Source organism: Pelosinus fermentans DSM 17108 (assembly GCF_000271485.2).
GTDB classification, from domain to species: Bacteria; Bacillota; Negativicutes; order DSM-13327; family DSM-13327; genus Pelosinus; species Pelosinus fermentans.
On sequence record NZ_AKVN02000001.1, the window covers coordinates 1,856,443 to 1,878,403 of the forward strand.

Here is a 21,961-nt window from a genome sequence, read left to right on the forward strand (position 1 = left end):
AGAATAATAAATCAATAGAGGTGTTATGCTATGAATTTTGTACCAATAGTAGTAGAGCAATCAAGTCGTGGGGAACGATCCTATGATATTTTTTCCAGACTTCTAAAAGATCGAATTATATTTATTGGTGGTCCCATTGATGATAATGTGGCAAATCTTGTCATTGCCCAATTACTGTTTTTGGAATCGGAAGATCCTGAGAAGGACATCCATGTGTACATTAACAGCCCAGGTGGCGTAGTGACAGCTGGATTGGCTATCTATGATACCATGCAGTATATTAAACCAGACGTTTCTACCATTTGCCTTGGTTCAGCGGCAAGTATGGGAGCTCTTTTGCTTACTGCAGGTGCAAAAGGAAAGCGTTATGCACTTCCGTATGCCCGTATCATGATTCATCAACCTTTGGGTGGAACCCAAGGGCAGGCTACCGATATCGAAATTCATGCTAGAGAAATATTGCGACTTAGGGAACTTCTTAACGGGATTCTTATTCAACACACTGGACAGACAAAAGATAAAATTGAGCATGATACAGAACGTGATTTCTTTATGTCTGCAGAGCAGGCTAAGGAATACGGTCTGATTGATGCTGTAGTTGTCCGTGGAGAAAAACGTCATGAAAGTCCCAAATAAAGAGGTGATATAGTATGTTAAAATTTGGGGATGACAAAGGTCAACTCAAATGTTCTTTTTGCGGTAAGTTGCAGGAACAAGTTAAAAAGCTGGTAGCTGGTCCTGGTGTATACATTTGTGATGAATGTATTGAGCTGTGTAATGAGATTATTGAGGAAGAACTAAGCGGAGAGATTGATATTGAGCTTCGTGATGTTCCAAAGCCTAAAGAAATAAAAGATATTCTTGATCAATATGTAATTGGTCAGGATGCTGCTAAAAAAACATTAGCTGTAGCGGTGTATAACCATTATAAGCGTGTTAATTTTGGCAGTAAAATGGACGATGTGGAATTGCAAAAGTCCAACATTGTAATGCTTGGACCAACTGGTAGTGGTAAAACACTGCTGGCTCAGACATTAGCCAAATTGCTAAATGTACCTTTTGCTATTGCCGATGCAACATCGCTTACAGAGGCTGGATATGTTGGAGAAGATGTGGAAAATATCTTACTCAAACTCATCCAAGCGGCTGATTATGATGTGGAGAAAGCAGAAAAAGGCATTGTCTACATTGATGAAATTGACAAGATTGCCCGTAAATCGGAGAATCCGTCAATTACTCGTGATGTATCTGGGGAAGGTGTGCAGCAGGCACTTCTAAAAATTCTGGAAGGTACTGTAGCGAGTGTACCTCCTCAGGGAGGACGCAAGCATCCTCATCAGGAGTTCATTCAAATTGATACAACCAATATCTTGTTTATTTGCGGTGGTGCGTTTGATGGTATTGATAAATTGATCAGCGCTCGTACAGGCAAGAAGAACATGGGCTTTGGTGCTGAAATAAGAAGCAAAGGTAAAAAGAACATTGGTGATTTGCTGCAGCAAATTCTGCCGGAAGATCTTTTAAAGTTTGGTCTTATTCCAGAGTTTGTTGGTCGTTTGCCAGTAGTGGTAACGTTAGATGCTCTAGATGAACAAGCTTTGGTACGCATACTGTTAGAGCCTAAAAATGCTCTAGTAAAGCAATATCAAAAATTCTTAGAGATTGATAATGTGCAGCTTGAATTTAAAGAAGATGCATTAGATGCTATCGCTAAAGAAGCATTGAAGCGCAATACAGGAGCACGAGGGCTTAGAGCGATTATTGAAGGCATTATGTGCAATGTGATGTACGAAGTACCATCTCGTGCGGATGTAGCAAAATGTACTGTAACAAAAGAAGTGGTCTTAAGCAAAGAAGAGCCTATATTAGTTACAGTTGATCGCAAAGCAAAGAAAAAAGAAGAGTCGGCATAAAGATGATTAATAGAAAAAGGAGAGACAATGTCTCTCCTTTTTTATTTACTGTTTTTTACAGGATAAAATCAAGTTGTTTGCCTATACTAAAATCAGAATCAGAATTGTTGGGGAGGAGGTTTTGGATCAGTGGATTATGCGATAAATATTGTTACAGTAATACAATTCTTTTTTGCAGTTGTTATCGGATTGTATTTTTGGAATTTACTGCGATCACAACAAGGAAACCGGGTAGCAGTTGAACGAGAATCAAAAAAAGAAATTGACAAATTGCAGAAACTGAGATCAATCTCATTAACGGAACCTTTATCAGAAAAAACTCGACCCACGACTTTTGCTGAAATTGTTGGGCAAGAAGACGGTTTAAAAGCATTAAGAGCAGCTTTATGCGGACCTAATCCTCAGCATGTGTTAGTGTATGGACCGCCAGGGGTTGGTAAGACAGCAGCAGCAAGACTGATACTAGAAGAGGCTAAGCGCAATAGTTTATCGCCTTTCTCATCGAATGCAAAGTTTATTGAAATGGATGCTACGACAGCTCGTTTTGATGAACGTGGAATTGCAGATCCTTTAATTGGTACAGTACATGACCCCATTTACCAAGGAGCAGGTCCTTTAGGGGTGGCTGGCATTCCTCAGCCAAAAGCTGGAGCAGTAACGAAGGCTCATGGTGGATTGTTATTTATTGATGAAATTGGTGAGTTGCATCATATCCAAATGAATAAGCTGCTAAAAGTTTTAGAGGATCGTAAGGTGTTTTTAGAAAGCTCCTATTACAATAGTGAGGATACCAATATTCCAAGTCACATCCACGATATCTTCCAGAATGGTTTGCCAGCTGATTTTCGCTTAGTGGGGGCGACAACTCGTATGCCCCAGGATATTCCTCCTGCTATCCGTTCGCGATGTGTAGAAATCTTTTTCCGTCCCATATTAGCCGATGAAGTGAGCAGGATTGTGTATAATGCTGCTAAAAAACTTAATTTTCCGATTGAGGACAAAGCCGTTGAAGTGATTAAACAATACTCTACCAATGGTCGTGATGGTGTTAATATTGTGCAAATTGCTGCAAGCGTTGCGATTAATGAGTCTAGGCAGTCCATCACTTGTAAAGATGTAGAATGGGTCATAAATTTTGGACACTATAGCAGACGACCGGAAAAGAAAGTCCCTGATGCCCCTCAGGTTGGCTTCGTCAATGGATTGGCAGTACACGGGGCTGACATAGGGGCAATTACCGAAATTGAAGTAACAGCCGTTTCAGGAACTGGTAAACTTACCATAACTGGCGTGGTTGATGAAGAAGAATTAGATGTACCGGGTCGTACCATACGCCGTAAAAGCATGGCGAAATGTTCTTTGGAAAATGTTATGACTGTACTTTCCAATTGTTATAAAATGGATATACATAGCTATGATATCCATGTGAATTTTCCAGGTGGAGGTCCTGTGGATGGTCCTTCGGCAGGAGTGACAATGGCAGTTGCAATCTATTCTGCCATTAAGGGAATTCCCGTTGATAATAAAGTAGCTATGACAGGAGAACTTTCCATTCGCGGCTTAATTCGCCCCGTAGGTGGGGTAAGTGCCAAGATCTATGCAGCGGAGCAAGCTGGAGCGTGCCGGGTTTTGATACCAAAAGACAATTGGCAAGAGTCTTATCAGGGACTAGCTGTTCAAGTCATAGCAATTGAATCTCTTGAGGAAGCTATCGAAAATGCTTTAATAAAAACAGTCGATATACTTCACAAAGATACTATAATACCTCAGCCTGAAATTTTAGCAGCGGCAGGTATGGAAATTTAAGTTTATAAGGTGGTAAAGATATGGATAGAATTGCTTTAATTCTGGTCATTGTTGGGGCTCTGAATTGGCTTTTAGTGGGACTGTTTAAGTTCGATCTAGTAGCCACCATTTTTGGCGGGCAAACCTCTTTCTTAAGTCGCATTATCTATGTATTAGTGGGCTTATCAGGTATCTGGTCCATCAGTTTTCTAAATAGAGGCAGAAGGTCAGCATAAGATATTGCAGGTTGGCAAGATAGCCTTCTACATAAAGAAGGCTATCTTGCTATTAAAAATTTAAGATGTTGTTAATAATGCTCTGAATTCATCACCATTCAGGCATTCCTTTTCTAACAATAAGGCGACTGCTGCTTGCAGGGTGGTTTGGCGATTAGAGAGAATGGTATAAACATACTGCTCTGTTTCCTTTATAATGGATGTTATAGTGGCATGTAAAAGATCCTTTGCAAGATCTTCTACGGATATGATGCCTAATGTTGACATGCCATTATGAATAATCTCTTTTGCTAAGTCGATTGCCTGCTTAAAGTCATTGGATGCACCTGTACTACGATTGCCTAAGTTTATCTCTTCAGCGATTGCACCAGCTAGTGCTACCGCAATTTTATTTTTAATGACATCCAATGTATATAAATACGTATCATCTAATGTTGTTTGTCTTACATAACCTAAGGCATTACTGCGAGAAGCAATGTTAATTGTTGCCACAGAACCAGGTCGTGTGATTTCACTTACTAATGCATGTCCTGCTTCATGGATAGCAATACGTTGTTTCTCCAGTGTGTTAGGTCTTCTATCTAACTTTTCACCCATGATTACTTTATCAATCGCACTTTGAAAGTGCTTAGATGTGATGGTTACCTTTTCTTCACGCAGAGCCAGAATTGCTGCTTCATTGGTTAAGCTTTCTAAATGGGCTCCTGAAAAGCCAAAGGTATTTGCGGCAAGTGTTTCTAATGAGACATCTGCTGCTAATGGTTTATTTTTAGTATGCAGGCTAAGGATATGCAAACGTCCTTTTTTATCAGGCAGTTCTACTTTTACATGTCTATCGAAACGTCCTGGGCGCAGTAAGGCTGAATCAAGGATGTCGATGCGATTGGTAGCGCCAATAATTAATATCTTAACGCTGTCATCAAAAGAGAGGCCATCCATTTGTACCAAAAGTTCATTTAGGGTTTGGTCATATTCTGTATTACCTGCATTCTGCCCCCGTTTTCCTCCCAGAATATCTAATTCATCAATGAAAAGAATTGCACTATCTTTACGTTGCTGCTTGGCGAGGGATTTGGCAGATTGGAACAATTGACGTACACGCTGTGCACCAACCCCGACGTACATTTCTACGAATTCTGAGCCACTAGCCGAAAGGAAAACGGAATCTGTAAATTGAGCTGCTGCCTTTGCTAAAAGGGTTTTCCCCGTTCCTGGAGGACCATTTAATAAAACGCCCTTTAGTGGACGGATGCCTAGATGGCTAAGACGAGTTGAATCTTTTATAAATTCTACGGCTTCTCGTAATTCTTGCTTTGCCACTTCTTGGCCGCCAATGTCATCAAATTGGATGAGGGAAGAGGTAGATAGTCCCTTCTTATTCACAGCAAAAGACTTCTTAGTAACGTTAGCATAATAAAAGTAGATCCCAGCAATAATGAGTGTTGCAACAAAAAATACTAGGATGCCATCAAATCCCTGCCAAAGCATAAAAAAGAGAAGGCCTGCGACTGTACCTATACACAACTCTGTTAAATACATTTATCTCACCTCTTTGTCATCTAATTGTCTGGGGATTACCTGATAGAGATTCCCCGTTGCAGTGGTGAGCTGAAGATATAGATAATTCGTATCTATATATACTTGTACTTTTATATCAGAAGCAATAGCCTTTTCTTGAACGCTGTTATACATGGTGCTAAAGTTTCCTGTGGCGAGCCCTTCAAAAATTTGATGATGAATGGAATAATAAAACTCCTCCAAGGCGGGGGTCTTATGATCATTAAGGATGAGTTTATATCGTTTGGTCCCGATGTTCGTCTTAATGGTGTGATTGATACTCTCGTAAGTTGTTTGCAGATTATTGATATTGCTAAGGGTCACATGAATTTCTAAAACGGTTTGAGCTTTGTCTTGGTTGTTTAAGGTTACAGCTTCCACACCTTCGATTTCTTCTATGGCTAATGTTAATGGTTTCGTCATTGTGTGCTGTTGCCAAAAATAATAGCTGCTGCTGGCAGCAGCGAAGGTGAATAGGACACTGATGATAATAATTGACCAGTTGTATTTTTGCCAATTCATATATTTTCCCCTCTCAAATACCATGATCAAGAAGCCTTGCCCTGTGAAAACGTCACTTTCCTAAAAGAGAATCTTGACTTAGCTCTTGGACTAAATCAATGAATAAAATCTATCTAGTTAACATAATATATTATACTATTGATTACAAATGGTGTAAAAGGTAAAATTCTACTATTTTCTGCGTTTTTTATTTTATACAAAAAGGATTTTTGCAGGGTAAATAAGAATATTTATAAATGTTAAGGATGAAAATAATAGTAATAGGATAAGGACAATTTAAAGGAGATTAATTTTATGCTGAATAAAGTACGCACCATACCGCTGTTGCCCCTTAGAGGCATCTTAGTTTTCCCATATATGATTATCCATCTTGATGTAGGTCGTGAGAAATCGATTAGTGCATTGGAAGAAGCTATGGTAAATGATCGCTTCATTATGCTTGCTACTCAAAAAGATGCGCAGAATGATGCACCAACGCCAGAGGAGATCTTTACATTTGGAACCGTAGCTGAGGTTAAGCAATTATTAAAGCTGCCTGGTGGTACGATTCGAGTACTAGTAGAAGGATTGCACCGTGCTGAAGTAATAAAGTATACGGATTCGGAAAATTTTTATCAAGTAGAAGTTAAGGAATTTGATGAACCAGAAACACGTACTCTGGAAATAGAAGCCTTAACCCGTACAGCCATTGCCCATTTTGAGCAATGGGTAAAGCTGAGTAAAAAAATCCCACCGGAGACTTTGGTTTCAGTTGTAGTCGTAGAAGAACCAGGTCGTTTAACAGACCTGATTGCCAGCCATTTATCTCTTAAAATTGAAGACAAGCAAGCATTGCTTGATGCTGTTGATGTAAAAGAGCGCTTGGAGAAATTATGCGAAATTCTTGGGCGTGAGATGGAAATTCTCGAATTGGAAAAGAAAATCAGTGTTCGTGTGCGTAAACAAATGGAAAAAACACAAAAAGAATATTATTTGCGTGAGCAGCTAAAGGCGATTCAAAAAGAATTAGGTGAAAAAGACGATCGGGCAGCTGAAGTGGAAGAATACAGAAATAAACTTAAAGAGCAAGAGTTTCCTAAGGAAGTTGCAGAAAAAATTAATAAAGAAATTGAACGTCTTGAAAAAATGCCGGCGATGGTGGCAGAAAGCGCTGTTATCCGTACCTATCTTGATTGTTTATTGGCACTGCCTTGGACCAAAGAGACTGAAGACATGCTGGATGTTAATAATGCTGAAAAAATATTGAATGAAGATCATTATGGTCTAGAAAAAGTAAAAGAACGTATTTTAGAATATTTATCGATTCGGAAATTGACAGAAACCATGAAAGGACCAATTCTCTGCCTTGTGGGACCTCCCGGTGTAGGTAAAACGTCTCTGGCTCGTTCGATTGCTAAGGCAATGGATCGAAAATTTGTCCGAGTCTCTTTAGGTGGTGTAAGAGATGAAGCTGAAATTCGCGGCCATCGCCGTACTTATGTTGGAGCCCTGCCTGGTCGAATTATTCAAGGGATACGTACTGCTGGTTCAAAAAATCCAGTATTTTTGCTCGATGAAATTGATAAAATGAGTGCGGACTTTAGAGGTGACCCGTCTGCAGCGTTGTTAGAGGTTTTAGACCCGGAACAAAATAATACATTTAGTGATCATTACGTAGAAGTGCCTTATGATCTTTCCAGAGTTCTATGGGTAGTAACTGCAAATGTGATGCATACCATTCCTCGACCGCTGCTCGATCGTATAGAAATTATTAATATTCCTGGTTATACGGAAGAAGAAAAAGTCGAGATTTCAAAACGCTATTTAGTTCCTAAACAAGTTCGGGATCATGGATTAACGGATAAACAGATTGTTTTTTCTGATACTACCTTACAAAAAATCATTGGTGATTATACTCGAGAATCAGGTGTGCGTGGCTTGGAAAGAAATATCGCTACGTTATGCCGTAAAGTAGCGCGTCAAATTGTGCAAGAAAAACGTACGAATGTGAAAGTAACGGCACAAAATTTGCACACCTATTTAGGTGCTCCTAGATATCGCCATACTCAGGCTGAGCGTCAGCCTCAGGTAGGAGTGAGTACAGGACTGGCTTGGACTGAAGTCGGAGGAGATGTTCTTGCAATTGAGGTTTCTGTTATGAAGGGCAAGGGTAAATTACTGCTGACAGGTCAGCTGGGTGAGGTTATGCGAGAATCGGCACAAGCAGGCTTTAGCTACATTCGTACTCGTGCTCAGGAATTGGGTATTGATGGAAATTTCCAGGAGGAAACAGATATCCATATTCACTTACCAGAAGGTGGTATTCCTAAAGATGGACCTTCAGCAGGCATTAGTATGTCTACAGCAGTGGTTTCAGCGCTGACTAACAGGGCTGTGCGCAGTGATGTTGCAATGACGGGAGAAATCACCTTACGAGGGCGAGTTCTGCCTGTAGGTGGTATTAAAGAAAAAGTATTAGCTGCTCATCGTGTTGGTATTAAGACGATCATCATGCCGAAAGAAAATAAACGGGATATAGACGAGATACCTGCAAATGTAAAAAGACACTTGGAATTCGTATTGGTGGAACACATGGATGAGGTGCTAAAAGCGGCATTGGTGAGCAAAAGTGAATAGTGAAGTAATAAAGAAAGATATGAATATTACCAGTGGGCAATATATCGCTTCCGCTGTAAAAATCGATCAGTATCCCGAAGGTGAACTGCATGAGATTGCATTTATGGGACGCTCCAATGTAGGTAAATCTTCATTGATCAATTCATTATCGAGGCGTAATGGATTAGCGCGTACAAGCGGCAGCCCAGGGAAAACCCAAACCCTTAATTTTTATAAACTGATGGCTAAACTCAGTGATACGGATAAACGTGATTTTTTTCTGGTAGATTTACCTGGTTATGGCTATGCCCGTACAGGTAAATCCAATCGGCAGCAATGGGCAAAGTTTATTGAAGAATATTTATTAAAGTCTCCCAGGCTGCAACTGGTATGTCAGTTAATTGATATCCGCCATGATCCAATGCAGAGCGATATTAGTGCCTATAAGTGGTTAATTGAAAATGATGTACCAGTGCAAGTCATTGCAACAAAAGCCGATAAACTCAATCGGATGGCTGTTAAAAAAAATGTGGAAGCAATTCGTAAGGGATTAGGAATGAAAGGTGATCATATTATTGCCTATTCTTCCGAAAAAGGTTTAGGACGTCCAGAGTTACTTGACGTAATTGGGCAGATTCTGTTAAAATGAAATATAAATACAAGGAGAATAGCATCGGCTGTTCTCCTTTTTGATGGAATAACTAACAATTCACTGTTGATTTTGAGCAAAGGAGTGGACTTGGTGCAATCCAGGTTCTTTTCTTTTAAGATATATAGAATGGAATTTTATAAGATGGATATGTTTACTTTGTATATATCAATCAGAATGTTATCTATTACTAAGCGCCGTTACACTTACCATGTTATGGCATTCTGACTGTTTCATAAGGGTTATTTGGTACAAAATAAATAAAAAGGAGTTGTTTATGCTTACTGCATTTGATAAGAGTTTATTGAATATTATTCAAACAGATTTATCTTTTGAGAAGCGTCCTTTCGCGTTAGTGGCAAAAAAACTAGAAACAACGGAAACAATTGTCATTGAAAGACTAAAATTTTTAAAAGAACAAGGATTCATTCGCCGCATCGGTCCTTTTTTTGATTCCACCAAGCTCGGTTATATTGGCACTTTAGTGGCATTAGAGGTAAAAAAGGAGTATCTTGCCCAAGTGGCAGGAGTGATTAATTCTTATTATGGAGTTACTCATAACTATGAACGTGAAGCAGATTTAAATCTGTGGTTTACGCTATTAAGTCCAAATCTTTTGAAACAAGATGAAATATTAGAAACCATTCGTAATCTTGATGGTGTCGTACGGTTGCTAAATTTGCCAGCTACTCAGAAGTTTAAAGTGAGTGTACAGTTTTCTTTAACCTAGAAAATGTGAGAGCGGACTTCAAATAAGCTGGAAAAGAGGTGACTTATGCTGGATGAATTAGATAAAAAGATTATCGTGATTATGCAGGAAGACTTTCCCTTAGTGGCTGAACCTTATCGGGAAATAGCGGAAAGGTTAGGGATTCATGAAGATGAACTATTGGGTAGATTGAAAGAATACCGTCAATCAGGTAAGATTCGTAAAATGGGAGCTGTTCTTAGACATCGGGAAGTTGGCTATGCAGCCAATGCATTATGTGCGTGGATTGTTCCTGAGGAGCGTATTGTTGAAATCGGAAAAATGTTGGCAAAGGATGCAGTAGTATCCCACTGCTATGCGAGGATATCCCAACCTGGCTGGCCCTATAATTTTTATACAATGCTTCATGCTCATACCCGTAAGGACTGTAAGGTGCTAGCGGAAGATATCGCTAAGCGTACAGGGTTGCAGGAATATGTCATGCTATTTAGCACTAAAGAATGGAAAAAAATTAGTATGCAATATTTTAAAGACTAATCATCAATAATAAACCGTAGCAGCAGCACATGGATTACACATGTGCTGCTGCTTATTTTAGTATTTAATATAGTGAAAAAAGTAATTTATTATTGAGCAGTAAAAAAAGAGGGGATTGATTAGTAAGTGTAGAAAATTGGAAAATAAATAGAATAAAAATTCTGTATTTTTTGATAATTTACTTAAATTGATAAAAAGACATTATTTATGTAGGAGGTGCATAACTTGTAAGGATTCATAAAACTAAATGGGGATGAGGAGGTGAGAGTATATTACCTGAAGCTCATAAGGCATTATTATATCCTTCATCTAATCGTTAATAAGGTAAATAGAAAGGGGTGTTACTGAATGAATTGGACGCAAGTATATGATCCTATGCAGAATCTTGCTCTTTCATCATTATTGGCAGCTATTCCCATTATCGTAATTTTTTATTTACTGGCTATTCGACGGTCTCCTGGACAAATTGCTGGCGCCTTAGCGTTAGTTTCTGCTGTATTAGTTGCTATTTTTGTTTATCAAATGCCTCCAGGGTTAGCTATTACATCAGCTGCTATGGGAGCTTTATATGGAATATTCCCTATCTTCTGGATTGTAATTACGGCTATCTTTATTTATAACCTTACAGTAGAGACGGGACAATTTCAAATTGTTAAAGACTCTATTGCGACGATTACGGATGATCGCCGCCTGCAAGCTCTCTTAATTGCTTTTGGCTTTGGTGCTTTCCTGGAAGGCGCAGCAGGATTTGGAACTCCTGTGGCAATTTCTGCGGGTATGCTGGTGGGGCTTGGCTTTAATCCTTTATATGCTGCAGGATTATGTTTGATTGCCAATACTGCTCCAGTAGCTTTTGGCGGCATTGGTATTCCTATCATTGTTGCTGGCCAGGTTACAGGGCTCGATACTATGAAAATTAGTGCTATGGTAGGGCGGCAATTACCATTTCTATCAATTATCATTCCGATATGGTTGGTGGTTTTAATGTCTGGCTGGAAGGCTGCGAAAGAGGTATTGCCTGCATGTTTAGTAGCTGGCGTATCCTTTGCTGGCGTACAGTGGTTTTCTTCTAATTATATCGGGCCAGAACTTCCCGACATTTTATCTTCACTTGCATGTATTGTTTCCTTGACAATATTCTTGAAATATTGGAAACCTGCTAATATCTGGCGCTTTGAAAATGAACCAGCACCGACTCTTGTCGCTGACAGAGCTGCCTTGACTCTTGGCAAGGTTTTAAAAGCATGGTCTCCTTTTATCATTTTAACGGTAATGGTCATTTTATGGGGTTTAAAACCGGTAGTAGCATCATTAAATACTGTAACTATTAATTGGATAGTACCAGGTCTTGATAAACTTGTTACACAGGTTGCACCTATTGCAAAACAACCAGTAGCTTTAGCGGCTCTTTATAAAATCAATTGGTTAAGTGCTGCAGGTACAGCATTATTTATTGCAAGTATTCTTACCGCTGCTGTTTTAGGTGTTGGTCCTAGCCGATTTATTGCTGTTTTTGCAAAAACCTTCAAACAGTTATTGAAACCTTTGATCACCATTCCTTGTGTTCTAGGTTTAGCTTACGTTATGAATTACTCAGGAATGAGCTCTACTCTAGGTCTATTCCTTGCGGGTTCAGGTTCGCTATTTCCATTCTTCTCTCCATTTTTAGGGTGGCTAGGAGTATTTTTAACAGGCTCCGATACTTCTGCCAATGCTTTATTTGGCAATTTACAATCCGTTACCGGGCAGCAGATTGGTGTTGATCCGATCTTAACAGTAGCGGGAAATTCATCAGGCGGGGTTTGCGGCAAGATGATTTCTCCGCAAAGTATTGCTGTAGCTACCGCAGCTACAGGATTAGTCGGCAAAGAAGGCGACTTGTTTAGCTTTACAGTAAAACATTCCCTAGTCTTGGCAGTGATTGTAGGTCTCATAACCTATGCACAGGCTTATTGGCTCAGTTGGATGATCCCCTGATTCATAGTAATGCGCGTAATAGGTTGTGATAGATAGTAAACAGAAACTGGCAATGACTAATGAAAAATTAGATAGCTGTGCACTTGAATGAAAAGGTGCGCAGCTATTTTTTTTATTTTTAATTAATATATATTTTGCTTTTGGTCAAACTAAGCAAGTAGACTAAGAAGTCAAAATGAAATCTTGTCTATTGAAGCATGCATGACATAGCAAAGACGCTATATGCAATTAGTAATAGTTGAAATCTCAACGTAAAAGGAGTGCATATTAAATCATGGAATGGACACAAATCTATGACCCGATGCATAGTTTAGTTTTTTCCGCATTATTAGCAGCTATTCCGATTATCGTGATGTTCTATTTATTGGCGGTTCGTCGCACTGCAGGGCAAATTGCTGGTGTGATGGCCTTGATTTCTGCCATATTGGTAGCAGTCTTAGCCTATCAAATGCCTGTCAATCTTGCCATTATAGCAGCAGCTATGGGAGCCTTATATGGAATTTTTCCCATTTTCTGGATTGTAATCACGGCTATATTTATTTACAATTTAACTGTTGAGACCGGGCAATTTGAAATTATAAAAGATTCTATTGCCACCATTACGGATGACCGACGGTTACAAGCTTTGTTAATCGCTTTTGGTTTTGGTGCCTTTTTAGAAGGAGCAGCAGGTTTTGGTGCTCCTGTTGCAATCTCTGCTGGAATGCTGGTAGGTCTTGGCTTTGATCCTTTATATGCAGCAGGATTATGCTTGATTGCTAATACTGCTCCTGTAGCCTTTGGTGCTATCGGAATTCCGATTATTGTTGCAGGACAAGTTACAGGCATAGATGTAATGAAAATTAGTGCTATGGTGGGAAGACAATTGCCGTTCCTTTCAGTGATTATCCCTATTTGGCTAATTGTTCTTATGTCTGGTTGGAAGGCTATGAAAGAAGTCTTACCGGCTTGTTTAATAGCAGGTATATCATTCGCTGGTGTACAATGGTATTCTTCCAATTATATTGGACCAGAACTTCCTGATATTTTATCTTCTCTAGCTTGTATTATTGCTTTAACAATATTTTTAAGAAGTTGGAAGCCCGCAAGTATTTGGCGATTTGAAAATGAACCGCCTCCCACTCTGGCTATTAATCGATCGGTATTAACATTTGGTAAGGTATTAAAAGCGTGGTCACCATTTATTATTTTAATTATAATGGTGATTTTATGGGGCTTACATCCTGTAGTTGCAGTTCTTGACGCAGTAACCGTTAAATGGCTGGTACCAGGGTTGGATAAGATGATTGTGCAGGTTGCACCGATTGTCAAGCAAGCAACACCTATGGCAGCTCTTTATAAGATCAATTGGTTAAGTGCTGCAGGTACGGGATTATTTATTGCCAGCATATTTACAGCAGCAGTACTGGGGGTTGGACCTGGCAGATTTATCTCTATTTTTGCTGAAACCTTTAAGCAATTGACAAAGCCATTTATTACGATTCCCAGTGTGCTTGGTTTGGCTTATGTTATGAATTATTCAGGGATGACTTCTACTCTAGGATTATTCCTTGCAGGTACAGGTTCTTTATTTCCTTTTTTCTCACCTTTCTTAGGATGGCTAGGCGTATTCCTGACTGGTTCCGATACTTCTGCCAATGCTTTATTTTCCAATTTGCAAGCTGTTACTGCACAACAGGTTGGCATTGATCCGATTATAGCAGTAGCAGCAAATTCATCAGGTGGTGTTTGTGGTAAAATGATTTCACCACAAAGTATCGCCGTGGCTACAGCAGCAACTGGGCTTGTTGGCAAAGAAGGGGATTTATTTAGTTTCACAGTTAAACATTCCCTAGTGTTAGCTGTTATTGTTGGTATCATGACTTATGTACAAGCATATTGGCTAAATTGGATGATTCCTTAAGATAATAAATAATAGTAAAATAACACATGAAATACTGGGTGTAGATTATTCTTTACCCAGTATTTTTACTTTACTAAATTAACAAGCAGCTCAAAAAAGGTTTTCAGAAATACGTTTTATTAGCGACTCCATAATGCACGATAATTAAAAGGAGGAAACACCTTCTTAAAATTGGTCCGGTAACCATAATAAAACGATATTTTTTCCACGAAATATAAGAAAAATTGTCATTTTATATGATATTTTACAATATTATTTAATAGTTTGACTTAGAGATTGTCGAAAAATTTAAAAAAGCAATAGACGTAAAGACAGATAATAGTGTATTATAGTAACAGACTTTGCGTGTAGGTGATTAAAATAGTGGATAAAAATTCGATGTTTGATATTGTAAAAAGTGATTTAATGTTATTGGAAACGGAATTACTTTCTGTCATACACTCTCCTGAAAAATTAATAACGGATATTAGCAAGCATTTAATAGAAGCTGGTGGCAAACGATTGCGTCCTGCTTTGTATTTTATGTGCACAAAAAGCCGGGTAGCTGATATGGAAGCAATAATGCCAATGGCGATTGCTATTGAATTAATACATATGGCTACTTTAGTTCATGATGATGTGATTGATAACGCAGCAACTCGTCGCGGGAAAGCAACTGCTAACTCTTGTTGGGGCAATCATTCATCGGTATTAATCGGTGATTATTTATTTGCTAAAGCTTTTTCCCTAGTGGCAAATAAGGCTAGCAGCGAAATGCTTAAAGTATTGACAGATGTAATTTGTTCAATGTGCGAAGGCGAGATTAATCAGAATCGAAGTACTTTCCAGACTAATCAGAAGGAAAGTGATTATTTAGGACGTATCGAACAAAAAACTGCTGATTTTATTGCAGCTAGCTGTGAGTTAGGCGGTTTGGCAGTGGGACTGTCTATAGACGAAACGAAAGCCTTACGGGAATATGGATACTCATTAGGAATGGCTTTTCAAATCACAGATGATATTTTAGATGTTACCGCATCTTCAGAACAAATTGGTAAACCTGTTGGTAATGATTTACGACAAGGAATTGTAACATTGCCTATCATTTATGCTTTGGAGCATAGCCCACATAAGGAAGAGTTACAAGAAATTGTACAAACTAAGAATATGTCGGAAGAGAAAATTAAACGCGGCTTGGCGATTCTTCATGAAACGGATGCAATCGAGTATTCCTACAGCCGTGTTGCAGATTATTTACAATATGCACGTAATGTTATACCTGCCAACATATTGGGAGAACATAGGGAAGCATTTATTGCAGTAGCTGATTTTGTAGGTTTGCGTAATTATTAAACGTATGGTTTGCATAGATAAGATTTATTGTGAAAGTGTAATGAATGGGGAAGACTTGGTGCGGGCCAAGTCTTTTCTTTTTAGAGGATTTTAGGTATAATAAATAAATAAGTTTTACGTTGAAAGGGGTTATGTATCAATGTTTAGTTTTAGTATGCCTGAATTGGTATTAATATTAGTAATCGCACTTGTTGTTTTCGGTCCTGGAAAACTTCCGGAAGTTGGTAAAGCTCTAGGGAGAGGTATTCAGGAATTTAAAAAGGCTACAACTGGGGAGAGTAAAGAAGATCCTGTAACCAAAGAAGAGAGTAAGGCAGAAGATAAAAAGTGAGGAATACTCAATGGCGGATATAATAAATACGGATAAGGATAATGATCAGCTTGAGGATGCTGCTATTGATAACGGAATGTCTTTAGTGGAACATCTCCAGGAATTAAGGCGCAGGCTGATTATTATTATTATAGCTGTGGCTGCAGGGAGTCTGATTAGTTATTTTTATGCTGCCGAGTTAGTACACTATATTACGGCTCCTGCTGGTAAATTATATTATATGAGTCCGGCAGAAGCTTTTTTTACCTACATCAGAGTATCTGTTTTTGCGGGTTTTCTATTAGCATTGCCGATTGTTCTGTATCAAATTTGGGCGTTTGTTGTGCCTGCGTTAACGAAGAAAGAGCATTTGGCTTCTATTATTTTAGTACCTTCCTCAGTGCTGTTATTTTTTATAGGACTTGCTTTTTCCTATGCACTTGTTTTACCGGCGGGAATTAAGTTTTTCATGGGTTTTGCCACGGAAGATCTTCAACCGTTGTTATCGTTAGGTGAATATTTATCTTTTGTCATTTCTTTTTTATTGCCTTTTGGTTTTATCTTTGAGTTACCGTTATTTATCATTGTTATGGCTAAATTTGGTCTCATAAGTTCGAGTTTTTTAACGGACAAGCGTAAACATGTTTTGGTGTTATCATTTGTGATAGGTGCTGTAATTTCACCTACTCCAGATGTTTTTTCCCAGACGATGGTAGCTGTACCCGTAATTGTATTATATGAACTTAGTATTTTGATTGTAAAATATATTTTGAAGAAATAATAATTATAAAAGCCAATGAAAGGACGTTATATATGGCATTTACTGATTTACGTGAATTCATTCATGCTCTAGAAGAGCGAGGTTGGTTAAAGCGCATTCAAGAAGAGGTAGATTGTGACCTGGAGATTACAGAGATCACTGACAGGGTATCTAAAATGTCTGGTGAGAAAAATGTAGCTATACTTTTTGAAAATGTAAAAGGATACAATATGCCTGTACTCATGAATGCTTTTGGCAGTATGGAGCGTATGGCGCTGGCTTTAGGTGTAGACAAGCTTGATGATATTGCAGCAGAAGTAAAAGAAATCTTCAAATTACCTTATATTTCTGTGCAGAATAAATTAGATCTATTGAAGATTATTCCTACCGCTAAGCGGGCGATAAACTTTCCTAAGTATGTAAAGAGCGGATCATGTAAAGAAGTGATTATTAAAGATCAGCCTTCGTTAGATAAATTTCCGATCTTAAAATGCTGGCCTGGTGATGCAGGAAAATTTATTACATTACCTTTAGTATTTACTAAAAATCCTTTGAATGGCAAACGGAATGTGGGAATGTATCGCTTGCAAGTATATGATGGACAAACGACAGGTATGCATTGGCATATTCATAAAAATGGGGCAGAAAATTATCGGGCACATCAGACATTAGGTAAAGATCGTATTGAGGTGGCTGTGGCTATTGGTACTGATCCAGCTCTTACATATGCAGCTACGGCTCCATTGCCGAAAGATATTGATGAAATGGTATTTGCAGGATTTTTGCGTAAAAAATCCGTTGAAATGATTAAATGTGAAACGGTGGATGTAGAAGTACCAGCTCATTCGGAAATTGTCCTGGAAGGGTATGTGATGATTGATGAATTGAGAAGGGAAGGGCCTTTTGGTGACCATACGGGTTATTATTCCCTTGCTGATGATTACCCAGTATTTCATATTACTTGTATTACTCATCGTAAAGATCCTATTTATCCAGCTACCATCGTAGGTAAACCGCCAATGGAAGATTGTTTCTTAGCAAAAGCCACGGAACGTATTTTCCTGCCTGTATTGCAAATGAATTTACCGGAAATCATTGATTTGAATCTGCCTTTAGAGGGTGTTTTTCATAATTGTGCCGTGGTATCGATAAAGAAGACCTATCCCCAGCAAGCCAAAAAAGTAATGCATGCGATTTGGGGTATGGGGCAAATGATGTTTACTAAAATGGTTATTGTCGTGGATGAACACGTTAATGTGCAGGACATGAATGAAGTATGGTGGCGCGTGTATAATAACATTGATGCTCGCCGTGATATTGTGATGGTGGATGGACCGCTGGATGTACTGGATCATTCTTCGCCGATGCCAAACTGGGGGACCAAAGTGGGGATTGATGCCACAAAAGCCTGGGCTGCCGAAGGCTATACCCGGGAATGGCCGGATGAAATTGAAATGTCAGCTGAAATAAAAGAAATGGTTGACAAGAAATGGAAGGGATTGGGTCTTGAGTAAAATTAAAGCACATCTTGATAATATCGTATTATCCCATACTGTATTTGCCTTACCCTTTTCCTATATTGGTGCGATATTAGCATCTGGCGGTATACCTACGGGCAGAGAATTCTTTTGGATTACTTTGGCTATGGTGGGTGCGCGCAGTGCAGCTATGGCATTAAATAATTGTATTGATTTAAAATATGACAAATTGCAGCCAAGGTTCGCAAATCGCCCCATGGTAACCGGGGCGGTTAAGCCTTGGGAGGCAATACTTTTAACATTAGCCAGCTTGGGGCTATTTGTCTGGGCGGCAGCCAATTTGCATCCGTTATGCTTACAATTGGCTCCCTTCGCGATACTTCCTTTAGTCATTTATCCTTATATGAAGCGATTTTCCTGGACTTGTCATTTAGTTCTGGGCCTGGCTTTATCCATTGCACCCATTGGCTCTTGGGTAGCGATACGGGGAGATATTACCATGCCTATCATCCTGCTTGGGTTAGCTGTTGGGGTATGGATTGCTAGTTTTGATGCTATTTATGGCTGTCAGGATGTTGCTTTCGATAAAAAGCACGGGCTGCATTCCATGCCAGTACGCTTTGGCATACCAAGAACATTGGCGATATGTAAAGCAATGCATGTGATTAGTATTATCGGCTTTTATTTAGTAGGGCAGCTTATGAACATGCATGGAATATATTATGCTGGTGTAATACTCGCTGGATTGGTATTAATTTATCAGCATTCTATTGTCACCCCTACTGATTTTCGCTTGGTGACTCAAGCTTATTTTATGCGTAATGGCTTAGTAAGCATTGCCTTATTAGTATTTACTGTAATTAGTATTCTGGCATAAAGAAGATTGGATTAAAGCAAAGATAATATTTTTCTAGGCCAGAGAGATAAACAGCATGGGGGGATATCATATGACAGCAACGGTATTAGAAGGTAAAGTTTTTGCAGCAGAGATAAAAAAAAGTGTGCACAAGGATGTTGAAAAGTTTATAGAGTCACAGGGGATTATACCTGGGCTGGCAGTAATCATTGTTGGGGAGAATGCTGCCTCAAAAGTATACGTGGCCAATAAGCATAAGGCTTGTGAAGAATTAGGCATTTATTCAGAAGTGATATGTATGCCGGCAAGTACCACTAAGCAAGAATTATTAGAGCAAATTCGTATCTTGAATGAAAGTACTACTATTCACGGTATTTTATTACAATTACCATTGCCTGATGCTTTAAAACATGATGAAGCAGAGCTTTTAAAAGCAATCCACCCTGATAAAGATGTGGACGGATTTCATCCTGTAAATGTGGGCAAATTAGCAATCGGTCAAGAGCATCTTGTACCGTGCACACCTGCTGGCTGTATCAAAATTTTGGAACTTGCTAATGTAGAAATTGCGGGTAAACATGCAGTAATCATTGGACGGAGCAATATTGTTGGCAAACCAATGGCAAATTTATTATTGTCCCGTCACGCTACCGTAACCATTTGTCACTCTCGGACTGCCAATTTACCCAGCATCACTTCCCAAGCTGATATTTTAATCGTTGCAATTGGCAAAGCTCATTTTGTAACTAAAGATATGGTGAAACCAGGTGCCGTAGTAATTGATGTGGGGATCAATCGCCTTGCAGATAAAAAATTAGTGGGTGACGTTAACTTTGAAGATGTAAAAGAAGTGGCAGGAGCCATTACCCCTGTACCAGGCGGCGTTGGTCTTTTAACCATTGCGATGCTGCTTAGTAATACGGTAAAAGCTGCTCAGTTGCAGTGTCATAAAGAACATAAGTAGACCAATTCATTCGGTAGTGTTACAGCCAAATGATACTTGAACGAAGTGACTGTATCAAGTACTCACTTTGGCTGTAGTTATATAAGGAGGTATATAAAATGAAAAGTGATGTTGAAATTGCGCAAGAAGCGCATATGATACACATTGAAGAAGTTGCCAGTCAACTTGGCATTACACAAGATGATCTTGAACTTTATGGAAAATATAAAGGGAAGGTAGCATTACAAACTTGGGAAAAGATTAAAACTCGCCCTGATGGTAAGCTAGTACTGGTTACCGCCATTAATCCTACAGCAGCAGGGGAAGGTAAAACAACGACTACGGTCGGTCTTGGCGATGCGTTACATCAAATCGGAAAAAAAGTTGCTATAGCCTTGCGTGAGCCATCTCTAGGACCCTGTTTTGGTATGAAAGGTGGTGCTGCTGGTGGTGGATATGCGCAAGTAGTGCCGATGGAAGATATTAATTTACATTTTACTGGGGATTTTCATGCAATTACAACGGCTCATAATTTATTAGCTGCTATTATTGACAATCATATTCATCAAGGAAATGAACTAGGCTTAGATCCTAGGCGTATTACCTGGCGCCGTGTGATGGATTTAAATGAACGTTCACTTCGCTCGATTATTTGCGGACTAGGCGGAAAAATAAATGGTATACCCCGGGAAAGCGGTTTTGATATTACGGTTGCTTCTGAAATGATGGCTATTTTATGTTTAGCCAGTGATTTAGACGATATGAAGGCTCGTATCGGTAAGATTATTATTGGTTATACCTATGGAAATGAACCCATTACTGCTGAGGCGTTACATGTCACGGGAGCGTTGACGTTATTGTTTAAAGATGCTATAAAGCCTAATTTAGTGCAGACATTAGAACATACTCCGGCTTTTGTCCATGGCGGACCTTTTGCTAATATTGCTCATGGCTGCAATAGTGTAATGGCGACTAAATTTGCATTAAAGCTGGCTGATATTTGTGTTACAGAAGCTGGTTTTGGTGCCGATTTAGGTGCTGAAAAATTCTTGGATATTAAGTGTCGGTTTGCGGGGATCAAGCCAGATGCAGTGGTAATTGTCGCTACTGTTCGTGCTCTTAAAATGCATGGTGGCGTACCTAAAACAGAGTTAGTGGGAGAAAATATGCCGGCTTTAGAAAAAGGCTTGGCGAATTTGACAAAACATATTGAAAATATGCAGAAATTTGGTTTGCCAGCAATCGTTGCTATTAATGCGTTTCCTACAGATACTTCCCAAGAGCTTGAATTTGTAAGACGAAAATGTGTGGAGTTGGGTGCTGAGGTTGCCTTATCAGAAGTTTGGGCTAAAGGTGGCCAAGGCGGCATAGAACTGGCCAAAAAAGTTCTCGCAGCTTGTGAGCAGCCTGGCAATTTCAACTATCTATATGATGTGAATGCATCCATCAAGGATAAGATCGCAACTATTGCCAGGGAAATATATGGTGCCGAAGGGGTTAGCTATACTCCTCAAGCGGAGAAGACAATTAAGGAGCTTACAGCGTTAGGTTTTGATAAAACACCGATATGTATGGCTAAAACTCAATACTCTTTGAGTGATGATATGACTCAATTAGGACGACCTGCTGGCTTTACCATTACTGTGCGTGAAATTCGAGTAGCAGCAGGAGCTGGATTCTTAGTAGCACTGACAGGCGAAGTGATGACCATGCCAGGGCTGCCCAAACGTCCAGCGGCAGAAAAAATGGATATTGATAATGCAGGAAAAATTATTGGTTTGTTTTAAGTAGAAGCAAAAAGTGAGACAGTTTTCATTATAAATGGTGAATCATAATTGATAAAGTATTGACTTATCATGAGAAAACGATAAAATTAAAGACATTGTTATTAATAAAAAT

The 21,961-nt window shown here is 39.1% G+C and carries 19 protein-coding genes; 17 read left to right on the top strand and 2 right to left on the bottom strand.

What is annotated here, in order from left to right:
* Positions 1-30 precede the first annotated feature (30 nt).
* The 4 genes from clpP (at position 31) to FR7_RS08250 (ending at position 3,934) form a co-directional block, all read left to right on the top strand.
* Positions 31-636 carry an ATP-dependent Clp endopeptidase proteolytic subunit ClpP gene (clpP, locus tag FR7_RS08235; RefSeq protein ID WP_007930604.1) on the top strand — a complete coding sequence of 202 codons (606 nt, stop codon included), beginning with the start codon at positions 31-33 and terminating at the stop codon, positions 634-636.
* Positions 637-650: 14 nt separating this feature from the next.
* Complete coding sequence (gene clpX / locus FR7_RS08240) at positions 651-1,913, top strand: ATP-dependent Clp protease ATP-binding subunit ClpX (RefSeq protein ID WP_007930602.1); 1,263 nt, start codon at positions 651-653, stop codon at positions 1,911-1,913.
* A 129-nt stretch (positions 1,914-2,042) separates the two neighbouring features.
* Entirely contained in the window at positions 2,043-3,719 is a 1,677-nt protein-coding gene (gene lonB / locus FR7_RS08245) for an ATP-dependent protease LonB (RefSeq protein ID WP_007930601.1), read from the top strand.
* Between the two features lie 20 nt (positions 3,720-3,739).
* A complete protein-coding gene (locus FR7_RS08250) occupies positions 3,740-3,934 on the top strand; it encodes a DUF378 domain-containing protein (RefSeq protein WP_007930600.1) in 195 nt (64 codons plus the stop codon).
* Positions 3,935-3,994: 60 nt separating this feature from the next.
* Here FR7_RS08250 and FR7_RS08255 read toward each other — a convergent pair whose 3' ends face one another.
* Together FR7_RS08255 and FR7_RS08260 are read right to left on the bottom strand one after the other, a co-directional pair.
* Positions 3,995-5,473 carry an AAA family ATPase gene (locus FR7_RS08255; RefSeq protein ID WP_007930599.1) on the bottom strand — a complete coding sequence of 493 codons (1,479 nt, stop codon included), beginning with the start codon at positions 5,471-5,473 and terminating at the stop codon, positions 3,995-3,997.
* Positions 5,474-6,013 (bottom strand): hypothetical protein, encoded by a 540-nt coding sequence (locus FR7_RS08260; RefSeq protein ID WP_007930598.1) that lies wholly within the window; start codon positions 6,011-6,013, stop codon positions 5,474-5,476.
* Between the two features lie 294 nt (positions 6,014-6,307).
* Here FR7_RS08260 and lon point away from each other — a divergent pair, with 294 nt between their 5' ends.
* The 13 genes from lon (at position 6,308) to FR7_RS08325 (ending at position 21,849) form a co-directional block, all read left to right on the top strand.
* Positions 6,308-8,629 (top strand): endopeptidase La, encoded by a 2,322-nt coding sequence (lon, locus tag FR7_RS08265; protein WP_007930596.1) that lies wholly within the window; start codon positions 6,308-6,310, stop codon positions 8,627-8,629.
* Positions 8,622-9,257 (top strand): ribosome biogenesis GTP-binding protein YihA/YsxC, encoded by a 636-nt coding sequence (yihA, locus tag FR7_RS08270; RefSeq protein WP_007930595.1) that lies wholly within the window; start codon positions 8,622-8,624, stop codon positions 9,255-9,257. Before lon ends, yihA begins: the two co-directional genes overlap by 8 nt.
* Positions 9,258-9,534: 277 nt before the next feature.
* A complete protein-coding gene (gene ahbA, locus FR7_RS08275; protein WP_007930594.1) occupies positions 9,535-9,987 on the top strand; it encodes a siroheme decarboxylase subunit alpha in 453 nt (150 codons plus the stop codon).
* A 45-nt stretch (positions 9,988-10,032) separates the two neighbouring features.
* A complete protein-coding gene (gene ahbB, locus FR7_RS08280; protein ID WP_007930593.1) occupies positions 10,033-10,503 on the top strand; it encodes a siroheme decarboxylase subunit beta in 471 nt (156 codons plus the stop codon).
* 348 nt (positions 10,504-10,851) lie between these two features.
* Entirely contained in the window at positions 10,852-12,480 is a 1,629-nt protein-coding gene (locus tag FR7_RS08285) for an L-lactate permease (RefSeq protein ID WP_007930592.1), read from the top strand.
* 274 nt (positions 12,481-12,754) lie between these two features.
* Positions 12,755-14,383, top strand: a complete 1,629-nt coding sequence (locus tag FR7_RS08290; protein WP_007930591.1) for an L-lactate permease — start codon at positions 12,755-12,757, stop codon at positions 14,381-14,383.
* A gap of 378 nt (positions 14,384-14,761) precedes the next feature.
* On the top strand, positions 14,762-15,715 hold the full coding sequence (locus FR7_RS08295; protein ID WP_007930590.1) for a polyprenyl synthetase family protein: 954 nt from the start codon (positions 14,762-14,764) through the stop codon (positions 15,713-15,715).
* 139 nt (positions 15,716-15,854) lie between these two features.
* On the top strand, positions 15,855-16,046 hold the full coding sequence (locus tag FR7_RS08300) for a twin-arginine translocase TatA/TatE family subunit (protein ID WP_007930589.1): 192 nt from the start codon (positions 15,855-15,857) through the stop codon (positions 16,044-16,046).
* Between the two features lie 10 nt (positions 16,047-16,056).
* Positions 16,057-16,806, top strand: coding sequence for a twin-arginine translocase subunit TatC (gene tatC / locus FR7_RS08305; protein ID WP_007930588.1), 750 nt, complete (start codon positions 16,057-16,059; stop codon positions 16,804-16,806).
* Between the two features lie 32 nt (positions 16,807-16,838).
* The gene (locus FR7_RS08310) at positions 16,839-18,299 is read left to right on the top strand and encodes a menaquinone biosynthesis decarboxylase (protein ID WP_007930587.1); all 1,461 of its coding nucleotides are present in this window, start codon (positions 16,839-16,841) and stop codon (positions 18,297-18,299) included.
* Complete coding sequence (locus FR7_RS08315; RefSeq protein ID WP_007930586.1) at positions 18,292-19,140, top strand: UbiA-like polyprenyltransferase; 849 nt, start codon at positions 18,292-18,294, stop codon at positions 19,138-19,140. The genes FR7_RS08310 and FR7_RS08315 overlap by 8 nt, the downstream gene beginning before the upstream one ends.
* Positions 19,141-19,210: 70 nt before the next feature.
* Positions 19,211-20,083 carry a bifunctional methylenetetrahydrofolate dehydrogenase/methenyltetrahydrofolate cyclohydrolase FolD gene (gene folD, locus FR7_RS08320; RefSeq protein ID WP_007930584.1) on the top strand — a complete coding sequence of 291 codons (873 nt, stop codon included), beginning with the start codon at positions 19,211-19,213 and terminating at the stop codon, positions 20,081-20,083.
* 98 nt (positions 20,084-20,181) lie between these two features.
* Entirely contained in the window at positions 20,182-21,849 is a 1,668-nt protein-coding gene (locus tag FR7_RS08325; RefSeq protein ID WP_007930582.1) for a formate--tetrahydrofolate ligase, read from the top strand.
* The last annotated feature ends 112 nt before the right edge of the window (positions 21,850-21,961 follow it).